Origin of the sequence: Streptomyces sp. NPDC021562 (assembly GCF_040640875.1) — a bacterium.
Lineage (GTDB): Bacteria > Actinomycetota > Actinomycetes > Streptomycetales > Streptomycetaceae > Streptomyces.
In genome coordinates this window covers 376,051-393,882 of the sequence record NZ_JBFACN010000004.1, presented here as the reverse complement: position 1 = coordinate 393,882, position 17,832 = coordinate 376,051, and the positions used below count along the sequence as shown (strand labels likewise).

Sequence of the window (17,832 nt, the reverse complement as noted above, 5' to 3'; positions counted from 1 at the left end):
TGCTGTCCTGACCATCCGATGGGTGCGGAGCATGATCGAGGCTGTCGGCCTGACCAAGCGATACGGCGACAAGACCGCCGTGTACAACCTTTCCTTCCAGGTACGGCCCGGGGCCGTCACCGGCTTCCTCGGGCCCAACGGCTCGGGCAAGTCGACGACCATGCGGATGATCCTGGGTCTGGACAACCCGACCGCCGGCTCGGTCACCATCGGCGGCTACCCGTACCGCAAACTGCCCAGCGCCGCCCGTCAGGTCGGCGCGCTGCTCGACGCCAAGGCCGTGCACGGCGGCCGGTCCGCCCGCAACCACCTGCTCTCACTGGCCCAGCTGTCCGCGATCCCGGCCGGCCGGGTGGACGAGGTGCTCGGCGTGGTGGGCCTTCAGGACGTGGCGGGCAAGCGTTCCAAGGGTTTCTCGCTGGGCATGGGCCAGCGCCTGGGCATCGCCGCCGCGCTGCTCGGCGACCCCCAGGTGCTGCTCTTCGACGAGCCGGTCAACGGCCTCGACCCCGAGGGCATCCTGTGGGTGCGCAACCTGATGAAGTCCCTGGCGGCCGAGGGCCGTACCGTCTTCGTCTCCTCCCACCTGATGAGCGAGATGGCGCTGACCGCCGACCACCTCATCGTCATCGGGCGCGGCCAGCTGCTCGCGGACATGAGTGTGACCGACTTCATCTCCGCCAACTCCGCAGACTTCGCGCGGGTCCGCACCCCGGACACCGAGCCGCAGCTGCGCGAGAAGCTCACCTCGGCGCTGACCGAGGCCGGCGGCCACGTGCTGCCCGAGCAGGACGGCGCGCTGCGGGTGACCGGCCTGCCGCTGCCGCGCATCGCCGACCTCGCGCACGGGGCGGACGTACGGCTGTGGGAGCTGTCCCCGCATCAGGCCTCCCTGGAGGAGGCGTACATGCGGATGACGCAGGGTGCCGTCGACTACCGGTCCACCACCGACGAGCTGGCGGGCTTCCAGCCGCCGCTGCCGCCGGGCGCGCAGCCGCCGATGCCGGTGCCCGGGCAGGGCCAGCCGGGCTGGTACGCCCCGCCGCCGCCCCAGCAGGGCGGCCGGCCCTTCCCCGGGGCGTACGGCGCTCCGGGCGCGCCCGCGGGTCCGTACGGCGCCCCCGAGGTCCTCCAGGGCCCCTACGGCGCCCAGAACCCCTACGCCGCCCCCGCACCCGGCCCGGTCCCGGCACCCGCGCCGCCGGCCGCCCCGGCCCCCGCTCCCCCGGCCGCGCCCGCTCCCTCCTCCTCCGCCCCCGCCGACCTGACCAAGCCCGAGGACGCCCGATGAGCACCCACCAGCCCGCGACGCCGCAGACGGTCCCGGCCGCGCCCGAGTGGCAGGCGGCACCCGGGGGCCCGGGGCCCGGCTACACCTCGCCGATCCCGGTGGTGCGCACCCACCTCGGGCACGCGATCGGTTCCGAGTGGACGAAGATCAGGTCGGTGCGTTCGACGATCTGGACGCTCGGTGTCTTCGTGGTCCTGGTGGTCGGCATCGGCCTGCTGGCCGGCGCCGTGGTCAGCAATGCCTCGTCGTCCTCCGACATGACCGGGGAGAACCCGCTGTCGCTCGGCTTCTTCGGACTGCTGATCGGCAGCATGTGCATCATGACGCTGGGCGTGCTGACCACCGCCTCCGAGTACGGCACGGGCATGATCCGTACGACGACGGTCGCCTGCCCGTCGCGGATGCGGGTGCTCGCGGCGAAGGCCATCGTCTTCTTCGCGGTCGCCTTCGTGGTCACGCTCGCGGCCAGCGCGTTCGTCGCCATGGCCCAGGCCTCGATGCTGAGCGACACCGGCGCGCGGACCCCGACGAACACGGACTGGCTGAAGGCGACCGTGGGTGTCAGCTTCTACATGGCGCTGCTGGGCCTGGTCTCCCTGCTCGTCGGCTCGATCATCCGGCACTCCGCGGGCGCCATCACGATCATGATCGGCGTGCTGCTCGCCCCGCTGGTGATCGCGCTGTTCATGTTCTCGCAGTCGCTGGAGAAGGTGCGTACGGCCCTGTTCGAGTACTCGATCCCGAACCAGCTGAGCGTCTTCTACTCCAACTCGCTCGGCCAGGACGGCCCGTCGGGCTGGGACCCGCTGTGGATCATGCTGGTGGTGACCGCCGTGGCCTTCGGCGGCGCCTGGCTGCTGCTCGAGAAGCGGGACGTTTGACGGAACTTCGGCGACGGGCTTCAGAACTTCGGCGCGTTGCGGGACCGCTGCACCCGGGTGGTGCGGCGGTCCTTCGCGTTCCAGCAGGCCTTGTGCCAGTGCCGGCGCTCGTCGACGCCCGAGTGCTCCGGCCAGGCCACCACGTGCGGCACCCCGGAGGGAATCACCTGGTCGCAGCCAGGACAGCGGTACGTCTTGCCGACCGCGCTGGCGCCCGCCACATGCCGCACGCTCCACTCCTCGCCCTGCCAGCTCTCCGTGGACTGCCAGCCTCCGTAGCGGTCCGCGCGGTCGTCCTCGGCGCTCCGGCCGGACGAGGCCGCTGCGTTCGGGCCCTTGGGTCGGTTGCGACGCGGGGACACGGGACACCTCTGGGGGCTATACAGGAAGCACGGGCGATGTCCAGCCTACGACGCGCGCAGGGGGGTACGCGGAGGGCGCCAACCCGCACAAGTCCCCCTTCAGGGCGACCCATTCTCCCGACAATCCGGAAATCTTTCCGCCAGACCGTGTCCTCGGCACGTGTCGGACGGTTATGCCCGGTGGGGGAGCTCCGGGTAGGAGCCAGGAAAGCAGGAAAGCGATGCGCGTAGGAAGTTTTGTGCTGGCCGCCCAGTTCCCGGGCCAGGGCCAGGGGGAGGCCCTGCACCGGGCGGTGCGGACGGCGGAGGTCTCCGAAGAGGCCGGTCTGGACGCGGTCTGGCTGGCCGAGCACCACTTCGTGCCCTACGGCACGTGCCCCTCGGCCATCACGCTGGCGGCCCTGCTGCTGGGCCGCACCCGCCGGCTACGGGTCGGCACGGCGGTCAGTGTGCTGCCCACCGTGCACCCGGTCGCCCTCGGCGAACAGACCGCGCTGCTCCACGTGACGAGCGGCGGCCGCTTCACGCTCGGCGTGGGGCGGGGCGGGCCGTGGGTGGACCTGGAGGTGTTCGGCTCCGGACTGGAGGCGTACGAGCACGGCTTCCCCGAATCACTCGATCTGCTGACGCGCTGGCTGCGCGAACCGGCCGTGTCGGCCGACGGACCGCGCTTCTCCTTCCGTGAGGTCCCCGTCGTACCCCGCCCGTCCGAGGCGCTCACGGAGGACCTGGCGGAGGCTCCCGGCCCCGAGGTCGTGGTCGCCTGCACCTCGCCGTCGAGTGTCCGGCTGGCCGCCGAACGCGGGCTGCCGATGCTGCTCGGCATGCACGTGGGCGACGAGGAGAAGGCCGAGATGGTCGCGCTGTGGAAGCAGCACGCGCGGGCGGCCGGACGGCCCGGCGACGAGATCGCGGGCGCGGCCCATGTGTCGGCCGGCGTCTGCCAGATCGCGGACAGCCGCACCGACGCCGCCGAGACGCTGACCAAGGCGATGCCCGGCTGGCTGAAGCAGGGGCTGGAGGCCCATGTGACGGTGGACGGCCGGATTCGCTCGATGCGCGACCCGCTCGCGTACACCGAACTGCTCTGCGGACTGCACCCGGTGGGCACTCCCCGGCTCTGCGCCGACCGGCTCGCCGCGACCTCCGAGCGGACCGGCATCTCCCGCTTCGCCCTGCTGACCGAGGGCTCCGGAGACCTCGCGGCCACCGAGGAGAACGTACGACGGCTGGGCACCGAGGTACTCCCCCACCTCAGGTGACCCGGCCGCCGCGGGGAGCTTGCCGCTCCAGTGACTCTGATGCACCTCCCGCGTCCGGAGCGGCAAGCAAGCGGCTCACTGCCTCAGCAGTGGTGAAACACCGCGTCAGCAGTCCCGGAGTTCCGGGGACTGGTTGAGCAGCTGACTGCGCACCGAGGTGAAGCGGGCCAGCGTCTCGTCGACCGAGGCGTCCAGCGGGAACACCGCAACCCGGTGGCAGTTCTGGAAGGCCAGCCGCACACCGAAGTGCCGCTGCAGGGCGCCGCGTATGGCGTCACTCGCGAGCGCACGCAACAGCTGACCGCGTGCCTGCTCGTCCGGCGGGGGCGTCTGGTTGTCGGCGAACTGTCCGCCGTCCACCTTCAGCTGGGCCACCAGGGAGCTGATCATCTCCCACGCGTAGGGCAGGGAGGTCCGGACGCAGTCGACGAATTCTGCTTCGTCGACCTCGCCTCGCTCGGCCTGTTCGAGTAGGGCCGGTGAGACGTCGAGCGACATGGGTTCTCCTCTCGCACCCCCGAACAGCAGGGGTTGCCGGACAGATATAGGGGGTTCGCGATACCGAACACGCTGAGTACACACACCGCGACCTCCCGTTCCCTACGGTAGGCAACGGACGGTGACCCCACCAGGAGATTGCGTATATGCGACGGTCCCTTTAGGCACACAATCGGCCAGAGTTGAGCACAGGTGTGCAGGCGTCCCGTCAGGCTCCGGTCGCGGTGGTGCCCGAGCGAATCGCGTGGAGGGCGGGGCGTCGAGTAGCGTTGCCGACCATGCGTCTCGTCATCGCCCGGTGCTCCGTCGACTACGCCGGCCGGCTCACCGCCCACCTTCCCTCGGCTCCCCGTCTGATCCTGGTCAAGGCGGACGGCAGCGTCTCCATCCACGCCGACGACCGGGCCTACAAGCCCCTCAACTGGATGTCGCCGCCGTGCACGCTGAAGGAGGGGACGGGTGACGAGGAAGGCGTCTGGACCGTCGTGAACAAGGCGGGCGAGAAGCTCATCATCACGATGGAGGAGGTCCTGCACGACTCCTCGCACGAACTCGGCGTGGACCCCGGGCTGATCAAGGACGGCGTGGAAGCGCACCTCCAGGAGCTGCTGGCCGACCGCATCGAAACGCTCGGCGACGGTTACACGCTCATCCGGCGCGAGTACATGACCGCGATCGGCCCGGTGGACATCCTCTGCCGGGACGCCGAGGGGCAGACGGTGGCGATCGAGATCAAGCGCCGGGGTGAGATCGACGGCGTGGAACAGCTCACCCGGTACCTGGAACTCCTCAACCGCGACCCCCACCTGGCGCCGGTCCGCGGCATCTTCGCGGCCCAGGAGATCAAGCCCCAGGCGAGGGTCCTGGCGACCGACCGGGGCATCGGCTGCACGATCCTCGACTACGACGCCCTCCGAGGCATCGAGGACGACAAACTACGCCTGTTCTGACCCCCGCGACGGCCGCGCCCTTCTTCGAGTCCGCCGCGACGGTGCGGCCGAGCGCCGTCGCGGCGGTTCGGAAGTGGGCGGCCGTGGGTCAGATGACCGTGCCGGTGGAGGTGCCCGGGGTGACGCTCCCGGAGGGGCTGGACATGGTGACCGACGGGGAGTCGGACGCCGGGCCGCTGGCCGAGTTGGAGGCGTCGGTCGGAGTGGGGTCCGCGGACTCGCTGGGGGACCCGGAGCCCCCTGTCGGAGGAGGCGACGTCGTGGAGCCGCCGCTGGGTGTACCGGTCGAGGGAGACCCCGGGGACGACGGAGTCGTCGGCTTGCTCGACGTCGGCTTGGTCGGCGTACTCGGCGTTCCCCCGCCGGAGCCCGACCCCTGCGTGCCGCTCGGCGCGGCCGACGGTGTCACGGAGTCCGTCGGGGCCGTCGGGTCGTCCGAGGTGCCCAGGGAGCCGTCCGGGCCGGGGTTCGTCGGCCTGGTCGTCGGGGCGCCCTGGTGCGACGTGCCGGAGGTCTGCCCCGGGTCGGCCCCGACGCCCCCGTCGCCCGTGCCCTCGCTCGCCGAAGGGTTGACGCTGACGTTGTTGGACGGGTTGTCGGCGTTGTCGTGGGAGGTCATGCCGAGGCCGACCACGGTGCCGAGGACCGCCGTGAGCAGGACGCCCGAGCCGACCGCCACCAGGTTGCGGCGGGCCATCCGGCCGAGCCCCGCGACACCGCCCCGGCGCACCGGCTCCTGCTCGACGCGCGGGGTGACGATCGTCTCCGAGGTCGGGGAGTGCACGGCGGGGAAGGGCCTGGTGCCCCCGCCCGCCGGGGATATGGACTCCTCGTGCCGGGCGTCGGGCACCTCGTCGCCCGACATCGCCGCGAGGACGGGAAGCACCTCGCCCGAGCGGTCGGCGACCAGGGCCAGCGCACGCCGCCCGGCCGTCGTACCCCGCTTGTCGGACAGCGCGCCGCGCAGTCCGATCGACGCCTCCAGTTCCGCGCGGGCCCGGTCGAGCCGGCCGCCGCAGAGCGCGAGTACGCCCAGCTCGTGGTGGAAGTAGGCCTGGTCGCCGACCTCACCGGCGAGCCGGGAGGCCTCGACCCCGGCCCGCAGGGCGCGTTCCCAGGCGCTCCAGTGCAGCCCCGCGGCGAACGCGGGGGCGGCCGTACGGGCCAGTCGTACCGGCGTGGACTCCTCGCCCTCCGCGGGCGGCACCGCGGCCGGGACCAGAACCGCCAGGGCGGCGAGGATCGCGTCGGCCTCGGCGCAGACCCGCTCGGGGGTGACGGACGGGTGCCCGGCCCACCAGGAGTAGTGCCGGGCGGCGGTGAGCGCCTGGGCCTCGGCGTCGTCGGCGTACCCGGCGGCCTCCAGCTGCTGCAGGACACCCGAGGCGAGGCGGTAGCGGGAGCCCACCGGGGACACCAGTCCGCAGCCCGCCAGTTCGCCGAGGGCAGCGTCCGCGTGGGTGTCGCCGACCAGGGCCGGCAGATGCGCCTGGTGCGGCACCTCGCCGCCGAGGGCGACCGCGAAGCGCAGGGTGGCGCGGGCGGAGGCGCTGAGGCGGGCGGCGAGCAGCGGGGCGGGCGCGGCGGCCTCGCCGAGGGAGGGCAGCGGTGCCTCCTCGCCGGCCTCGGTGTCGATCGGCGCGTCGGCCGGCAGGGCGTCCTCGAAGACGCCGAACTCGTCGACGGCGCCGGTGCTGGCGCGCCGCTGGTCGCGCTGGAGCAGCAGCGCGCCGGCCTGGACGAAGCGCAGCGGCAGGCCCTCGGACTCGAACCAGAGGTCGCCGGCCCAGTTGGCCTCCTCCTCGGTGAGCACCCGGCCGACCGCGCGCTCCAGGATGTCCACTCCCCCGGCCCGGTCGAGACCGCCGAGGACGACCTCCTCGACGGCGGAGTCGGCGGACGGCGCAGGCACGTCGGGGGTGGCGCCGAGCAGGAAGGCGCACTCGGGGGTGGCGTCGATCAGCTCGTCGAGCCCGGCGCCGCCGAACTCGAGGTCGTCGACGACGACGACCGCGCCGATGTCCCGGACCAGTTCGAGGAGCTCCTGGTGGTCCGGCCGGTACTCGGGCGCCTTGTGGACGGCGTGGAAGAGGTCGCGCAGGAGGTCCTCGGGTGCCCGGTGGAAGCCCGTGAGGCGGACCACGCCGTCGGGGGCGAGGTCGGAGCAGTCGTCGGCGACCAGGTCGAGGAGCGCGGTGCGGCCGGAGCCCGCGGGGCCGGTGAGGCGTACGGAGCGGCCGCGGGCGAGGAGTCGTACGAGCCGCTCGCGGTCGTCCTGGCGCTCCAGGAGCGGCAGCTCGGGCCGGGCGGGGCCGGGCGGCACCGGCGGCAGGGCGGCGCGCTCGTACTCGGCGCGTTCGGCGGCGGTGCGCTTCTCCGGTCGTCCGGGACGTTCGGTCGGCGGGCAGGGTTCTATCTCGCTGCCGTCGACCGGGTTCACCGTGAGCAGGAAGTCGCCGGTGACCAGGCGCGCCGTGCGGGCGAGCGGCGGCGTGCTCTGGCCGAAGTCGTTGGTCAGGGATTCCCTGGGCGGGCGCTGGCGCGGCGTGGTGCCGTCGCTGTCATGGCCGTACGCCTCGGGTCCCGTGTTGATCGGGTCCATAGGTTCCTAGCCCCCCAAAAGCGTCGTGTGCCGTGCATACCGGCCCCTCCCGGCCTGTTGCACACTGCGCTGTCGCTTCTGGTCCGGGCCCGTGCTCGAAGGGTGGCAAGGCAGCGGGCGACCGAACCTTAAACCTTCGCACAGTATCTACGACAGTCCGGGGTGCCGTGCCGTCCGAGACGTCACAGTCTCGTGAGGATTGCACCTGACGTGGGCCGATGACCCGGTACCCGCAGGGGGCGGTGTCACACGCGGGGCAGCGACTCCACTCCGATACCCCCCTCGATCGCCAGGATCCGGTGCAGCCGGGTGGCCACCAGCAGGCGCTGCATCTGCGGTGGCACCCCGCGCAGCACCAGGCGGCGGCCGCAGCGGCCGGCCCGCCGGTGCGCCCCCATGATCACGCCGAGTCCGGTGGCGTCCCAGGAGTCCAGCTCGGACAGGTCCAGCACCAGGTCGCCGACTCCGTCGTCGACGGCCGTGTGCAGGACCGTGCGGGCGTCCGCCGCGCTGCGGACGTCGAGGCGGCCCCCGACGACCAGCTCGGCGTGGTCGCCCCTGATGTACATATGCGCTCCCCGAGAGTGCGTGTCCTACTCCGTGAAAAGTGCTGTCCGTTGATGCAACCTCTGACGGCGTTCACCGGTCAGAGGTTGCCATCTGTAAGCGAACCGATACCGAATTCACCCCAGAGGGTGAAGCATCCGGGGACCGATGTCTCAGTACGTGTAAAAGCCCTGCCCGCTCTTGCGTCCGATGTCACCGGCGTCAACCATCCGGCGCATCAGCTCCGGCGGGGCGAACTTCTCGTCCTGGGACTCGGTGTAGATGTTGCCGGTGGCGTGCAGCAGGATGTCGACGCCGGTGAGGTCGGCCGTGGCCAGCGGGCCCATGGCGTGACCGAAGCCCAGCTTGCAGGCCAGGTCGATGTCCTCGGCGGTGGCGACGCCCGACTCGTAGAGCTTGGTGGCCTCGACGACGAGCGCCGAGATCAGCCGGGTCGTCACGAAGCCGGCGACGTCCCGGTTGACGACGATGCAGGTCTTGCCGGTGGACTCGGCGAACTCCCGCGCGGTGGCGAGGGTTTCGTCGCTCGTCTTGTAGCCGCGGACCAGCTCGACGAGCTGCATCATCGGCACCGGCGAGAAGAAGTGGACACCGACGACCCGCTCGGGGTGCTCGGTGGCCGCCGCGATCTTGGTGATCGGGATGGCGGAGGTGTTGGAGGCGAGGACGGTCTCCGGGCGCACGATCTTGTCGAGCGCACGGAAGATCTCGTGCTTGACTTCCAGCTTCTCGAAGACGGCCTCGACCACGATGTCCGCGTCGGCGGCCGCGTCCAGGTCGGTGGTCGTGGTGATGCGGGCCAGGGCGGTGTCGGCGTCGTGCGCCTCCAGCTTCCCCTTGCTCACGAACTTGTCGTAGGAGGCCTGGATACCGCCGACGGCACGGTCCAGCGCCTCGTCGGTGACGTCCCGCAGGACCACGTCCCAGCCGGCCTGCGCGGCGACCTGGGCGATGCCGGAACCCATCAGGCCGGCACCGATGACGGCAAGCTTCCGTGCCACTCCGCTCCCCTTACACGCTGTTTAGGTATGCCTCTTGGCCGGACCCTAGCGCCGGGAGCGTCCGGGAGGCCCGGTAAGTAATGCGTGTCACGGTCTCAGGGGGTGAGACAACCGTCACGTCCCGTCAGACGACCGCGCCGGCACCGGTCATTGCGCGCCACGCACGGCGTAGTTGAGGACCCGCTCGCTCAACAGGTCCTCCATCTCGTCGAGGAGGACCAGCACCTCCCGGGAGACTTCGCGAGGATCGCGCGCCTTGACCATTTCGCGCCCGATGACCGCCATGACCGTACTGTGCACCCAGCCGAGCTGACCGGCGATCAGCTCGGGCATCGGGTCGTCGGCCGCGGCTCCGGTCTCCTCACGCAGGGCACCTTCCAGGTTGGCCTGGACCTCCTGCCCGATCGCCCACAGCCGGGAGCGCAGCGCGGGCGCGTCCTCGATGACGCGCATGAAGGCGGAGTATCCGGGGATCAGGCCGACCCGGGGCGACACCGCCTCGACCTCCTCGCGCAGCTCCCGCAGGACGGCGGCGGCGGCGGCCTCGCCCTGGTGCCGCCCGCGCACCCAGCGGGCCAGCCGGTCGACCACCCCGGCGGAACGGTCGAAGAAGAGGTCCTCCTTCGCCGGGAAGTAGTTGTAGACGGTGTTGACGGAGACGTCGGCGGCCGCGGCGATCTCCGCGACCGTCACGGCGTCGAAGCCGCGCTCGACGAACAGACCCGTGGCGACATCGGAGATGTACTGCCGGGTCTGCCGTTTCTTCCGTTCCCTGAGCCCTTCCGCCATGCCCGCATCCTAACCGTTCCTGGGCACTCCCAAATTTTGGGTGCATTGCAAATTTTAAGAGACTCTGTTTTTCTGGGCGGCATGACAGCAGTCATCCACGCGGCCGGACTGGCCCGCACCTTCCAGACCAGAAGCGGCCCGGTGGAGGCCGTGCGCGGAGTCGACCTCACCGTCCACGAGGGCGAGATCCTCGGCTTCCTCGGCCCGAACGGCGCCGGCAAGACCACCACCCTGCGCATGCTCACGACCCTGCTCGCACCGACCGGGGGCACGGCCTCGGTGGCCGGCTGCGACCTGGCGACCGATCCGGCCGGAGTGCGGCGCGCGTGCGGGTACGTGGCACAGTCGGGCGGGGTCGACACGAACATCGGCGTGAGGGAGGAACTCGTCACCCAGGGCCGCCTCTACCGCCTGACCAGGGCCCGGGCGGCCGCCCGGGCCCTGGAACTGGCTGACGACCTGGGCTTCGCCGACCTGCTCGACCGCAAGTGCGGCGCGCTCTCCGGCGGTCAGCGCCGGCGCCTCGACATCGCGATGGCCCTCACCCACCGCCCGAGCGTGCTCTTCCTCGACGAGCCGACGACCGGCCTGGATCCGGGCAGCCGGGCCGACCTGTGGGACCTGGTCCGCCGGCTGCGCGCCGAGCACGGCACCACTGTCTTCCTGACCACCCACTACCTGGACGAGGCCGACGCCCTCGCCGACCGCCTGGTCGTCGTCGACCAGGGCGTGGTCGTGGCCGAGGGCGCGCCGAGCGCCCTCAAGCTCCGGTACGGCGGCTCGATCGACGCGAGCCTCCAGGACACCTTCCTCGCCATCACCGGCCGCGACCCCTCCCCGGCCGACGCGACCCCCGTAGCCGTATAGGACTCCGGACGACATGCTCCTCCACGACACCGGCCTCATCTACGGCCGCTACCTTCGCCAGTCCCTGCGCTCCCGCTTCGCCCTGCTCTTCGGCGTACTGATGCCGTTGCTGTACCTGCTGTTCTTCGGGCCGCTGCTGACGCGTCTGCCGTTGGGGTCCCGCGGCACCAGCTGGCAGGTGCTCGTCCCGGGTCTGCTGCTTCAACTGGGCCTGTTCGGAGCCTCGTTCGCCGGGTTCGCGGTCATCATCGAGAACGGTCAGGGCGTGGTGGAGCGGATGCGCGTGACGCCCGTCAGCCGTCTCGCGCTGCTGCTGGGCCGGGTCCTGCGCGACGCGACGGTCTTCGTCTTCCAGGCCGTGCTGCTCGTGCTGGCGGCAGTACTGATGGGCCTGCGCGCCCCGCTGCCCGGCATCCTGATCGGATTGGCCTTCGTGGCCCTGCTGACCGTCTCGCTGGCGTCGCTGTCGTACGCACTGGCCTTCAAGGTCCGCACGCCGCAGGAGTTCGGGCCGATGATCAATGCCCTGACCATGCCGTCCATGCTGCTGTCCGGCCTGATGCTCCCGATGACCCTGGCGCCGGCCTGGCTGGACATCCTGTCCCACTTCGTACCCTTCCGTTATCTGGTGGACGCGGTACGGGACGCGTACGTCGGCTCGTACACGACCGCCCACATGCTGTACGGCGTGCTGGTGGCCCTCGGCTTCTCGACACTCGCCGTGACGGTGGGCACACGCGTCTTCCGCACGGCCGGGGCGTAACTAGGCTGGTCACATGGTCAATCTGACGCGCATCTACACCAGGACCGGCGACCAGGGCACCACCGCCCTCGGGGACATGAGCCGGGTCGCCAAGACCGATCTCCGGATCTCGGCCTACGCGGACGCCAACGAGGCGAACGCGGTGATCGGGACGGCGATCGCGCTGGGCGGGCTGGACGAGGAGCTCGTCGCGGTCCTCACCCGGGTGCAGAACGACCTGTTCGACGTGGGCGCCGACCTGTCGACGCCGGTGGTGGAGAACCCCCGGTTCCCGCCGCTGCGGGTGGAGCAGTTCTACGTCGACCGGCTGGAGGCGGACTGCGACCGCTTCAACGAGCGCCTGGAGAAACTGCGCTCCTTCATCCTGCCGGGCGGCACCCCGGGCGCGGCCCTGCTGCACCAGGCCTGCACGGTGGTACGGCGCGCGGAGCGATCGACGTGGGCCGCCCTGGAGGCGCACGGCGAGACGATGAACCCGCTGACGGCGACCTATCTCAACCGGCTGTCGGACCTGCTGTTCATCCTGGCCCGCACGGCCAACAAGGACACCGGTGACGTGCTGTGGGTGCCGGGCGGGGAGCGGTAGTCCCGGCCCCGGCAGGGGAGTTGGGGAGCGGCCCCGGTGTCGCGAAGGTGGTCCAGACCTATTGACCGGTGGTCCAGACCTTTCTATTCTCGCGGCACCATGGGCATGAAGGCTCAGTCATGCCCACGTCACCCCGACATGAGGGAGGCGCAGCATGCGCTTCAGACACAGAGCCGCGGCAGGGTTCGCGACCCTGTTGCTCCCGCTGGCCGGTCTGGTCGGCCTCGCGAGCCCCGCCCAGGCCGCGACGACCGCGACCGCGACCTTCACCAAGACCTCGGACTGGGGCACCGGCTTCGGCGGCCAGTGGACCGTCAAGAACACCGGCACCGCCGCGATCAGTTCCTGGACCGTCGAATGGGACTTCCCCTCCGGGACCTCGGTGACCTCCGCCTGGGACGCCGACGTCACCTCCTCCGGCACCCACTGGACCGCCAAGAACAAGTCCTACAACGGCACCCTCGCCCCCGGTGCCTCCGTCTCCTTCGGCTTCAACGGGGCCGGCTCCGGATCGCCCAGCAACTGCCTGGTCAACGGCGGAAGTTGCGACGGGGGCAGCACCAACCCCGGTGACTCGGCCCCGTCCGCGCCCGGCACCCCCACCGCCTCGGGCATCACCGACACCTCGGTACGGCTGAGCTGGTCGGCGGCCACCGACGACAAGGGCGTCAAGAACTACGACGTGCTGCGCGACGGCAAGGTCGTCTCCACCGTCACCACCACCTCGTACACCGACACGGGTCTGACGGCCGGCACCGACTACTCGTACACCGTCCAGGCCCGGGACACCGCGAACCAGACCGGCCCGGTCAGCGGCGCGGTCGCGGTGCACACCACGGGCGGTACGACCACTCCCCCGACCACCGGTGACAAGGTCAAGCTCGGCTACTTCACCGAGTGGGGCATCTACGGCCGCAACTACAACGTCAAGAACCTGGTGACGTCCGGTTCCGCCGCGAAGATCACGCACATCAACTACGCCTTCGGCAACGTCACCAACGGCCAGTGCGCGATCGGCGACGCCTACGCGGACTACCAGAAGACGTTCACCGCCGACCAGTCGGTCAGCGGGGTCGCCGACACCTGGGACCAGCCGCTGGCCGGCAACTTCAACCAGCTGCGCGAGCTGAAGGCCAAGTACCCGAACCTCAAGGTCCTGTGGTCCTTCGGCGGCTGGACCTGGTCCGGCGGCTTCGCGCAGGCGGCGGCCAACCCGACCGCGTTCGCGGACTCCTGCTACAACCTGGTCAAGGACCCGCGCTGGGCCGACGTCTTCGACGGCATCGACATCGACTGGGAGTACCCGAACGCCTGCGGACTGAGCTGCGACACCAGCGGCTCGGCGGCCTTCAAGAACGTGATGGCCGCGCTGCGCGCCAAGTTCGGCTCCAGCGCCCTGGTCACCGCGGCCACCACCGCCGACGGCTCGGCCGGCGGCAAGATCGAGGCCGCCGACTACGCGGGCGCCGCACAGTACGTCAACTGGTACAACGTGATGACGTACGACTTCTTCGGCGCCTGGGACGCCTCCGGCCCGACGGCCCCGCACTCCCCGCTCACCTCGTACACCGGCATCCCGAAGGCGGGCTACACCACCGCCGACGCGATGGCCAAGTTCAAGGCGATCGGGGTGCCCGCGAACAAGCTGCTGATCGGGATCGGGTTCTACGGACGCGGCTGGACCGGTGTCACCCAGGACGCCCCGGGCGGCACGGCCACCGGACCCGCGGCGGGCACCTACGAGCAGGGCATCGAGGACTACAAGGTCCTCAAGACGTCCTGCCCGGCCACCGGCACGATCGCGGGCACGGCGTACGCCCACTGCGGCAGCAACTGGTGGTCGTACGACACCCCGTCGACGATCGCCGGGAAGATGAGCTGGGCGAAGTCCCAGGGCCTCGGCGGCGCGTTCTTCTGGGAGTTCAGCGGCGACACCAGCAACGGCGAACTGGTGAGCGCCATCAGCTCCGGGCTGTCGTAACCCAGGGAACGTCCCCTAAGCAACATTGACGCGCTGACCGGGCGGGGCTGCTTCCAGCCACGCGAGGAATCCGGTCAGCGCGTCTTCGCTCATCGCGAGTTCGAGGCGGGTGCCCCGATGGGTACAGGAGAGGATCACGGCGTCGGAGAGCAGCGCCAGTTCCTCCTCGCCCTCGGGAAGCCGGCGGCCGGCCACCTCGATCTGGGCGCGCTCCAGGACCCGGCGGGGGCGGTAGGCGTAGGAGAAGACCCGGTACCACTCGACGCTGTCACCGTTGTAGCGGGCGACGCCGTAGCTCCAGCCCTTGCCGTTGGCGTCGGGTTTCTCGGGGATGTCCCAGCGGAGCGAACAGTCGAAGGTGCCGCCGGAGCGCTGGATCAGTCTGCGGCGCAGACCGAAGAGGAACAGTCCCACCACCACCAGCGCGACCACGATTCCGGCCACAGTCAGAGCGAGGACCATCGGCACCGACCTCCCCGTCTCCTAGGTAATGGAACGTAAAAAGACCCAGATCCACCTCAGCCGCGGCTGGGACCCGAAGGTCCCAGCCGCGGCTGGATGACGTCATTGCACAGCGTGCGGTGTCAGCGTGCCGTCGCCGCCCGCAGGCGGACGTCGGCGCGCCGCTCGGCGGTGGCGTCGCCCTCCGCCTTCGCACGCTCCAGCTCCCGCTCGACGCGCTGGACGTCGATCTCGTCCGACAGCTCGGCGATCTCGGCCAGCAGCGACAGCTTGTTGTCCGCGAACGAGATGAAACCGCCGTGCACCGCGGCGACGACCGTGGTGCCTTCACTCGTACGGATGGTCACCGGGCCCGACTCCAGCACACCGAGCAGCGGCTGGTGACCGGGCATGACGCCGATGTCGCCGGACGTGGTGCGCGCGACGACCAGGGTGGCCTCGCCGGACCAGACCTCTCGGTCGGCCGCGACCAGCGCGACGTGCAGCTCAGCAGCCAAGGTGGCTCCTCGGGTCACCACCCGGCAGGGGGTGCCGGGTGTTGGGGTCAATTCTAAGGGGCGTGAGAGAGGGGGCGGGACGCGCCCGCCCCCTCCGTCCGAGCACGGGGCTCAGGAGACGCCCAGCTCCTTGGCGTTGGCCTTGAGGTCCTCGATGCCACCGCACAGGAAGAACGCCTGCTCCGGGAAGTGGTCGTACTCGCCGTCGATGATCGCGTTGAACGCGGCGATCGACTCGTCCAGCGGGACGTCCGACCCGTCGACGCCGGTGAACTGCTTGGCGACGTGGGTGTTCTGGGACAGGAAGCGCTCCACGCGACGGGCGCGGTGGACGGTGAGCTTGTCCTCCTCGCCCAGCTCGTCGATACCGAGGATCGCGATGATGTCCTGGAGGTCCTTGTACTTCTGGAGGACCGTCTTCACCCGCATGGCGCAGGCGTAGTGGTCCGCCGCGATGTACCGCGGGTCCAGGATCCGGGACGTGGAGTCCAGCGGGTCCACGGCCGGGTAGATGCCCTTCTCCGAGATCGGACGGGAGAGCACCGTCGTCGCGTCGAGGTGGGCGAAGGTGGTGGCCGGGGCCGGGTCGGTCAGGTCGTCCGCGGGGACGTAGATCGCCTGCATCGAGGTGATCGAGTGACCACGGGTCGAGGTGATGCGCTCCTGGAGGAGACCCATCTCGTCGGCCAGGTTCGGCTGGTAGCCCACCGCGGAGGGCATCCGGCCGAGCAGCGTCGAGACCTCGGAACCGGCCTGCGTGAAGCGGAAGATGTTGTCGATGAAGAACAGCACGTCCTGCTTCTGGACGTCACGGAAGTACTCGGCCATGGTGAGGCCGGCCAGCGCGACGCGCAGACGGGTGCCCGGGGGCTCGTCCATCTGGCCGAAGACCAGGGCGGTCTTGTCGATGACGCCCGAGTCGGCCATCTCCTCGATGAGGTCGTTGCCCTCACGGGTGCGCTCGCCGACACCGGCGAACACGGAGACACCGTCGTGGTTGTTGGCGACGCGGTAGATCATCTCCTGGATGAGCACCGTCTTGCCGACGCCGGCACCGCCGAACAGACCGATCTTGCCACCCTTGACGTACGGGGTGAGCAGGTCGATGACCTTGACGCCGGTCTCGAACATCTCGGTCTTCGACTCGAGCTCGTCGAAGTTCGGGGCCTTGCGGTGGATGGACCAGCGCTCGCCCGTGTACTGCTCGTCGACGTTCAGCACCTCACCGAGGGTGTTGAACACCTTGCCCTTGGTGAAGTCGCCGACCGGGACGGTGATGCCGTCGCCGGTGTCGGTGACCGGGGCCTGGCGGACCAGGCCGTCGGTGGGCTGCATCGAGATGGTGCGGACCAGGCCGTCACCCAGGTGCTGGGCGACCTCCAGGGTCAGCGTCTTCTTCTCGCCGGCGTTGGCCGGGTCGGCCACCTCGACGTGAAGGGCGTTGTAGATGTCCGGCATCGCGTCGACGGGGAACTCCACGTCGACGACCGGGCCGATGACCCGGGCGACGCGGCCCGTGGCCGTCGCGGTCTCAACAGTGGTGGTCATTTATCGGTCACTCCCCGCGGTCGCGTCGGCCAGGGCGCTGGCGCCTCCGACGATCTCGCTGATTTCCTGGGTGATTTCGGCCTGGCGGGCCGCGTTGGCAAGACGGGAGAGCGTGTTGATCAGCTCGCCCGCGTTGTCGGTGGCCGACTTCATCGCGCGCCGCGTGGCGGCGTGCTTCGAAGCCGCCGACTGGAGCAGCGCGTTGTAGATGCGGCTCTCCACGTAGCGCGGCAGCAGGGCGTCGAGGACGTCCTCCGCCGAGGGCTCGAAGTCGTACAGCGGGAGGATCTCGTCGCCCTTGGCGGCGCCCTCCTCCGCGACCTCTTCGAGGCGCAGCGGCAGCAGCCGGGCGTCGAGCGCCGTCTGCGTCATCATCGACACGAACTCGGTGTAGACGATGTGGAGTTCGTCCACCCCGCCGTCCGCCGTCTCCGTCTCGATGGCCTCGATCAGCGGCGCCGCGACCTTCTTGGCGTCCGCGTACGAGGGCTCGTCGGTGAAGCCCGACCACGACTCCACGACCTTGCGCTCGCGGAAGTTGTAGTGGGCCAGACCGCGGCGGCCGACGATGTAGGTGTCGACCTCCTTGCCCTCGGCCTCGAGGCGCGCCGTCAGCTGCTCGGCGGCCTTGATCGCGTTGGAGTTGAAGGCGCCTGCGAGACCGCGGTCGCTCGTCAGGAGCAGCACCGCGGAACGCGTCGGCGTCTCCGCCTCGGTCGTCAGCGGGTGCTTGGTGTTCGACCCGGTACCGACCGCCGTGACCGCGCGGGTGAGCTCGGTCGCGTACGGCGCGGAGGCCCGCACCTTGCGCTGCGCCTTGACGACACGCGAGGCGGCGATCATCTCCATCGCCTTGGTGATCTTCTTGGTCGCGGTGACGGATCGGATGCGACGCTTGTAGACCCGGAGCTGGGCTCCCATGAGT

At 70.6% G+C, this 17,832-nt stretch carries 18 protein-coding genes; 8 read left to right on the top strand and 10 right to left on the bottom strand.

Features of this window, described 5'->3' with window-relative positions:
• Positions 1–31: 31 nt before the first annotated feature.
• Both AB0G52_RS08780 and AB0G52_RS08775 read left to right on the top strand, forming a co-directional pair.
• A complete protein-coding gene (locus AB0G52_RS08780; RefSeq protein ID WP_132888925.1) occupies positions 32–1,291 on the top strand; it encodes an ATP-binding cassette domain-containing protein in 1,260 nt (419 codons plus the stop codon).
• Positions 1,288–2,172: an ABC transporter permease subunit gene (locus AB0G52_RS08775; RefSeq protein WP_132888924.1), complete on the top strand. Its 885-nt coding sequence runs from the start codon at positions 1,288–1,290 to the stop codon at positions 2,170–2,172. The genes AB0G52_RS08780 and AB0G52_RS08775 overlap by 4 nt, the downstream gene beginning before the upstream one ends.
• Before the next feature lie 20 nt (positions 2,173–2,192).
• Here the strand turns inward: AB0G52_RS08775 and AB0G52_RS08770 are convergent, their stop codons facing one another.
• A complete protein-coding gene (locus AB0G52_RS08770) occupies positions 2,193–2,534 on the bottom strand; it encodes an ATP/GTP-binding protein (RefSeq protein WP_361335047.1) in 342 nt (113 codons plus the stop codon).
• Between the two features lie 221 nt (positions 2,535–2,755).
• Between AB0G52_RS08770 and AB0G52_RS08765 the strand changes: the two genes are divergently transcribed.
• Positions 2,756–3,796 (top strand): LLM class flavin-dependent oxidoreductase, encoded by a 1,041-nt coding sequence (locus AB0G52_RS08765; protein WP_132888922.1) that lies wholly within the window; start codon positions 2,756–2,758, stop codon positions 3,794–3,796.
• Positions 3,797–3,901: 105 nt separating this feature from the next.
• Here AB0G52_RS08765 and AB0G52_RS08760 read toward each other — a convergent pair whose 3' ends face one another.
• A complete protein-coding gene (locus AB0G52_RS08760) occupies positions 3,902–4,294 on the bottom strand; it encodes an SCO5389 family protein (RefSeq protein WP_046734776.1) in 393 nt (130 codons plus the stop codon).
• 278 nt (positions 4,295–4,572) lie between these two features.
• On the opposite strand from AB0G52_RS08760, the gene nucS reads away from it, so the two are divergent.
• Positions 4,573–5,244 carry an endonuclease NucS gene (nucS, locus tag AB0G52_RS08755; RefSeq protein ID WP_132888921.1) on the top strand — a complete coding sequence of 224 codons (672 nt, stop codon included), beginning with the start codon at positions 4,573–4,575 and terminating at the stop codon, positions 5,242–5,244.
• A gap of 88 nt (positions 5,245–5,332) precedes the next feature.
• Here nucS and AB0G52_RS08750 read toward each other — a convergent pair whose 3' ends face one another.
• The 4 genes from AB0G52_RS08750 to AB0G52_RS08735 form a co-directional block, all read right to left on the bottom strand.
• On the bottom strand, positions 5,333–7,846 hold the full coding sequence (locus AB0G52_RS08750) for an ATP-binding protein (protein ID WP_132888920.1): 2,514 nt from the start codon (positions 7,844–7,846) through the stop codon (positions 5,333–5,335).
• Between the two features lie 245 nt (positions 7,847–8,091).
• Positions 8,092–8,415 carry an STAS domain-containing protein gene (locus AB0G52_RS08745; RefSeq protein ID WP_053753244.1) on the bottom strand — a complete coding sequence of 108 codons (324 nt, stop codon included), beginning with the start codon at positions 8,413–8,415 and terminating at the stop codon, positions 8,092–8,094.
• A 150-nt stretch (positions 8,416–8,565) separates the two neighbouring features.
• Positions 8,566–9,414 (bottom strand): 3-hydroxyacyl-CoA dehydrogenase family protein, encoded by an 849-nt coding sequence (locus AB0G52_RS08740; protein WP_132888919.1) that lies wholly within the window; start codon positions 9,412–9,414, stop codon positions 8,566–8,568.
• Between the two features lie 147 nt (positions 9,415–9,561).
• Positions 9,562–10,203, bottom strand: a complete 642-nt coding sequence (locus AB0G52_RS08735; protein ID WP_132888918.1) for a TetR/AcrR family transcriptional regulator — start codon at positions 10,201–10,203, stop codon at positions 9,562–9,564.
• An 81-nt stretch (positions 10,204–10,284) separates the two neighbouring features.
• Between AB0G52_RS08735 and AB0G52_RS08730 the strand changes: the two genes are divergently transcribed.
• The 4 genes from AB0G52_RS08730 to AB0G52_RS08715 all read left to right on the top strand — a co-directional run bounded on the left by AB0G52_RS08730 (position 10,285) and on the right by AB0G52_RS08715 (position 14,400).
• Positions 10,285–11,070, top strand: coding sequence for an ATP-binding cassette domain-containing protein (locus tag AB0G52_RS08730; protein WP_361335041.1), 786 nt, complete (start codon positions 10,285–10,287; stop codon positions 11,068–11,070).
• Between the two features lie 13 nt (positions 11,071–11,083).
• Complete coding sequence (locus AB0G52_RS08725) at positions 11,084–11,833, top strand: ABC transporter permease (RefSeq protein ID WP_132888916.1); 750 nt, start codon at positions 11,084–11,086, stop codon at positions 11,831–11,833.
• Positions 11,834–11,846: 13 nt separating this feature from the next.
• Positions 11,847–12,419 carry a cob(I)yrinic acid a,c-diamide adenosyltransferase gene (locus tag AB0G52_RS08720; protein ID WP_132888915.1) on the top strand — a complete coding sequence of 191 codons (573 nt, stop codon included), beginning with the start codon at positions 11,847–11,849 and terminating at the stop codon, positions 12,417–12,419.
• 154 nt (positions 12,420–12,573) lie between these two features.
• Positions 12,574–14,400 carry a glycoside hydrolase family 18 chitinase gene (locus AB0G52_RS08715; protein WP_132888914.1) on the top strand — a complete coding sequence of 609 codons (1,827 nt, stop codon included), beginning with the start codon at positions 12,574–12,576 and terminating at the stop codon, positions 14,398–14,400.
• Positions 14,401–14,415: 15 nt separating this feature from the next.
• Here AB0G52_RS08715 and AB0G52_RS08710 read toward each other — a convergent pair whose 3' ends face one another.
• The 4 genes from AB0G52_RS08710 to AB0G52_RS08695 form a co-directional block, all read right to left on the bottom strand.
• Positions 14,416–14,862 (bottom strand): DUF2550 domain-containing protein, encoded by a 447-nt coding sequence (locus AB0G52_RS08710; protein WP_132888913.1) that lies wholly within the window; start codon positions 14,860–14,862, stop codon positions 14,416–14,418.
• Positions 14,863–14,984: 122 nt separating this feature from the next.
• Entirely contained in the window at positions 14,985–15,359 is a 375-nt protein-coding gene (locus AB0G52_RS08705) for a F0F1 ATP synthase subunit epsilon (protein WP_132888912.1), read from the bottom strand.
• A 111-nt stretch (positions 15,360–15,470) separates the two neighbouring features.
• Positions 15,471–16,907: a F0F1 ATP synthase subunit beta gene (gene atpD / locus AB0G52_RS08700; protein WP_132888911.1), complete on the bottom strand. Its 1,437-nt coding sequence runs from the start codon at positions 16,905–16,907 to the stop codon at positions 15,471–15,473.
• Entirely contained in the window at positions 16,908–17,828 is a 921-nt protein-coding gene (locus AB0G52_RS08695; RefSeq protein ID WP_132888910.1) for a F0F1 ATP synthase subunit gamma, read from the bottom strand.
• Positions 17,829–17,832: the final 4 nt, after the last annotated feature.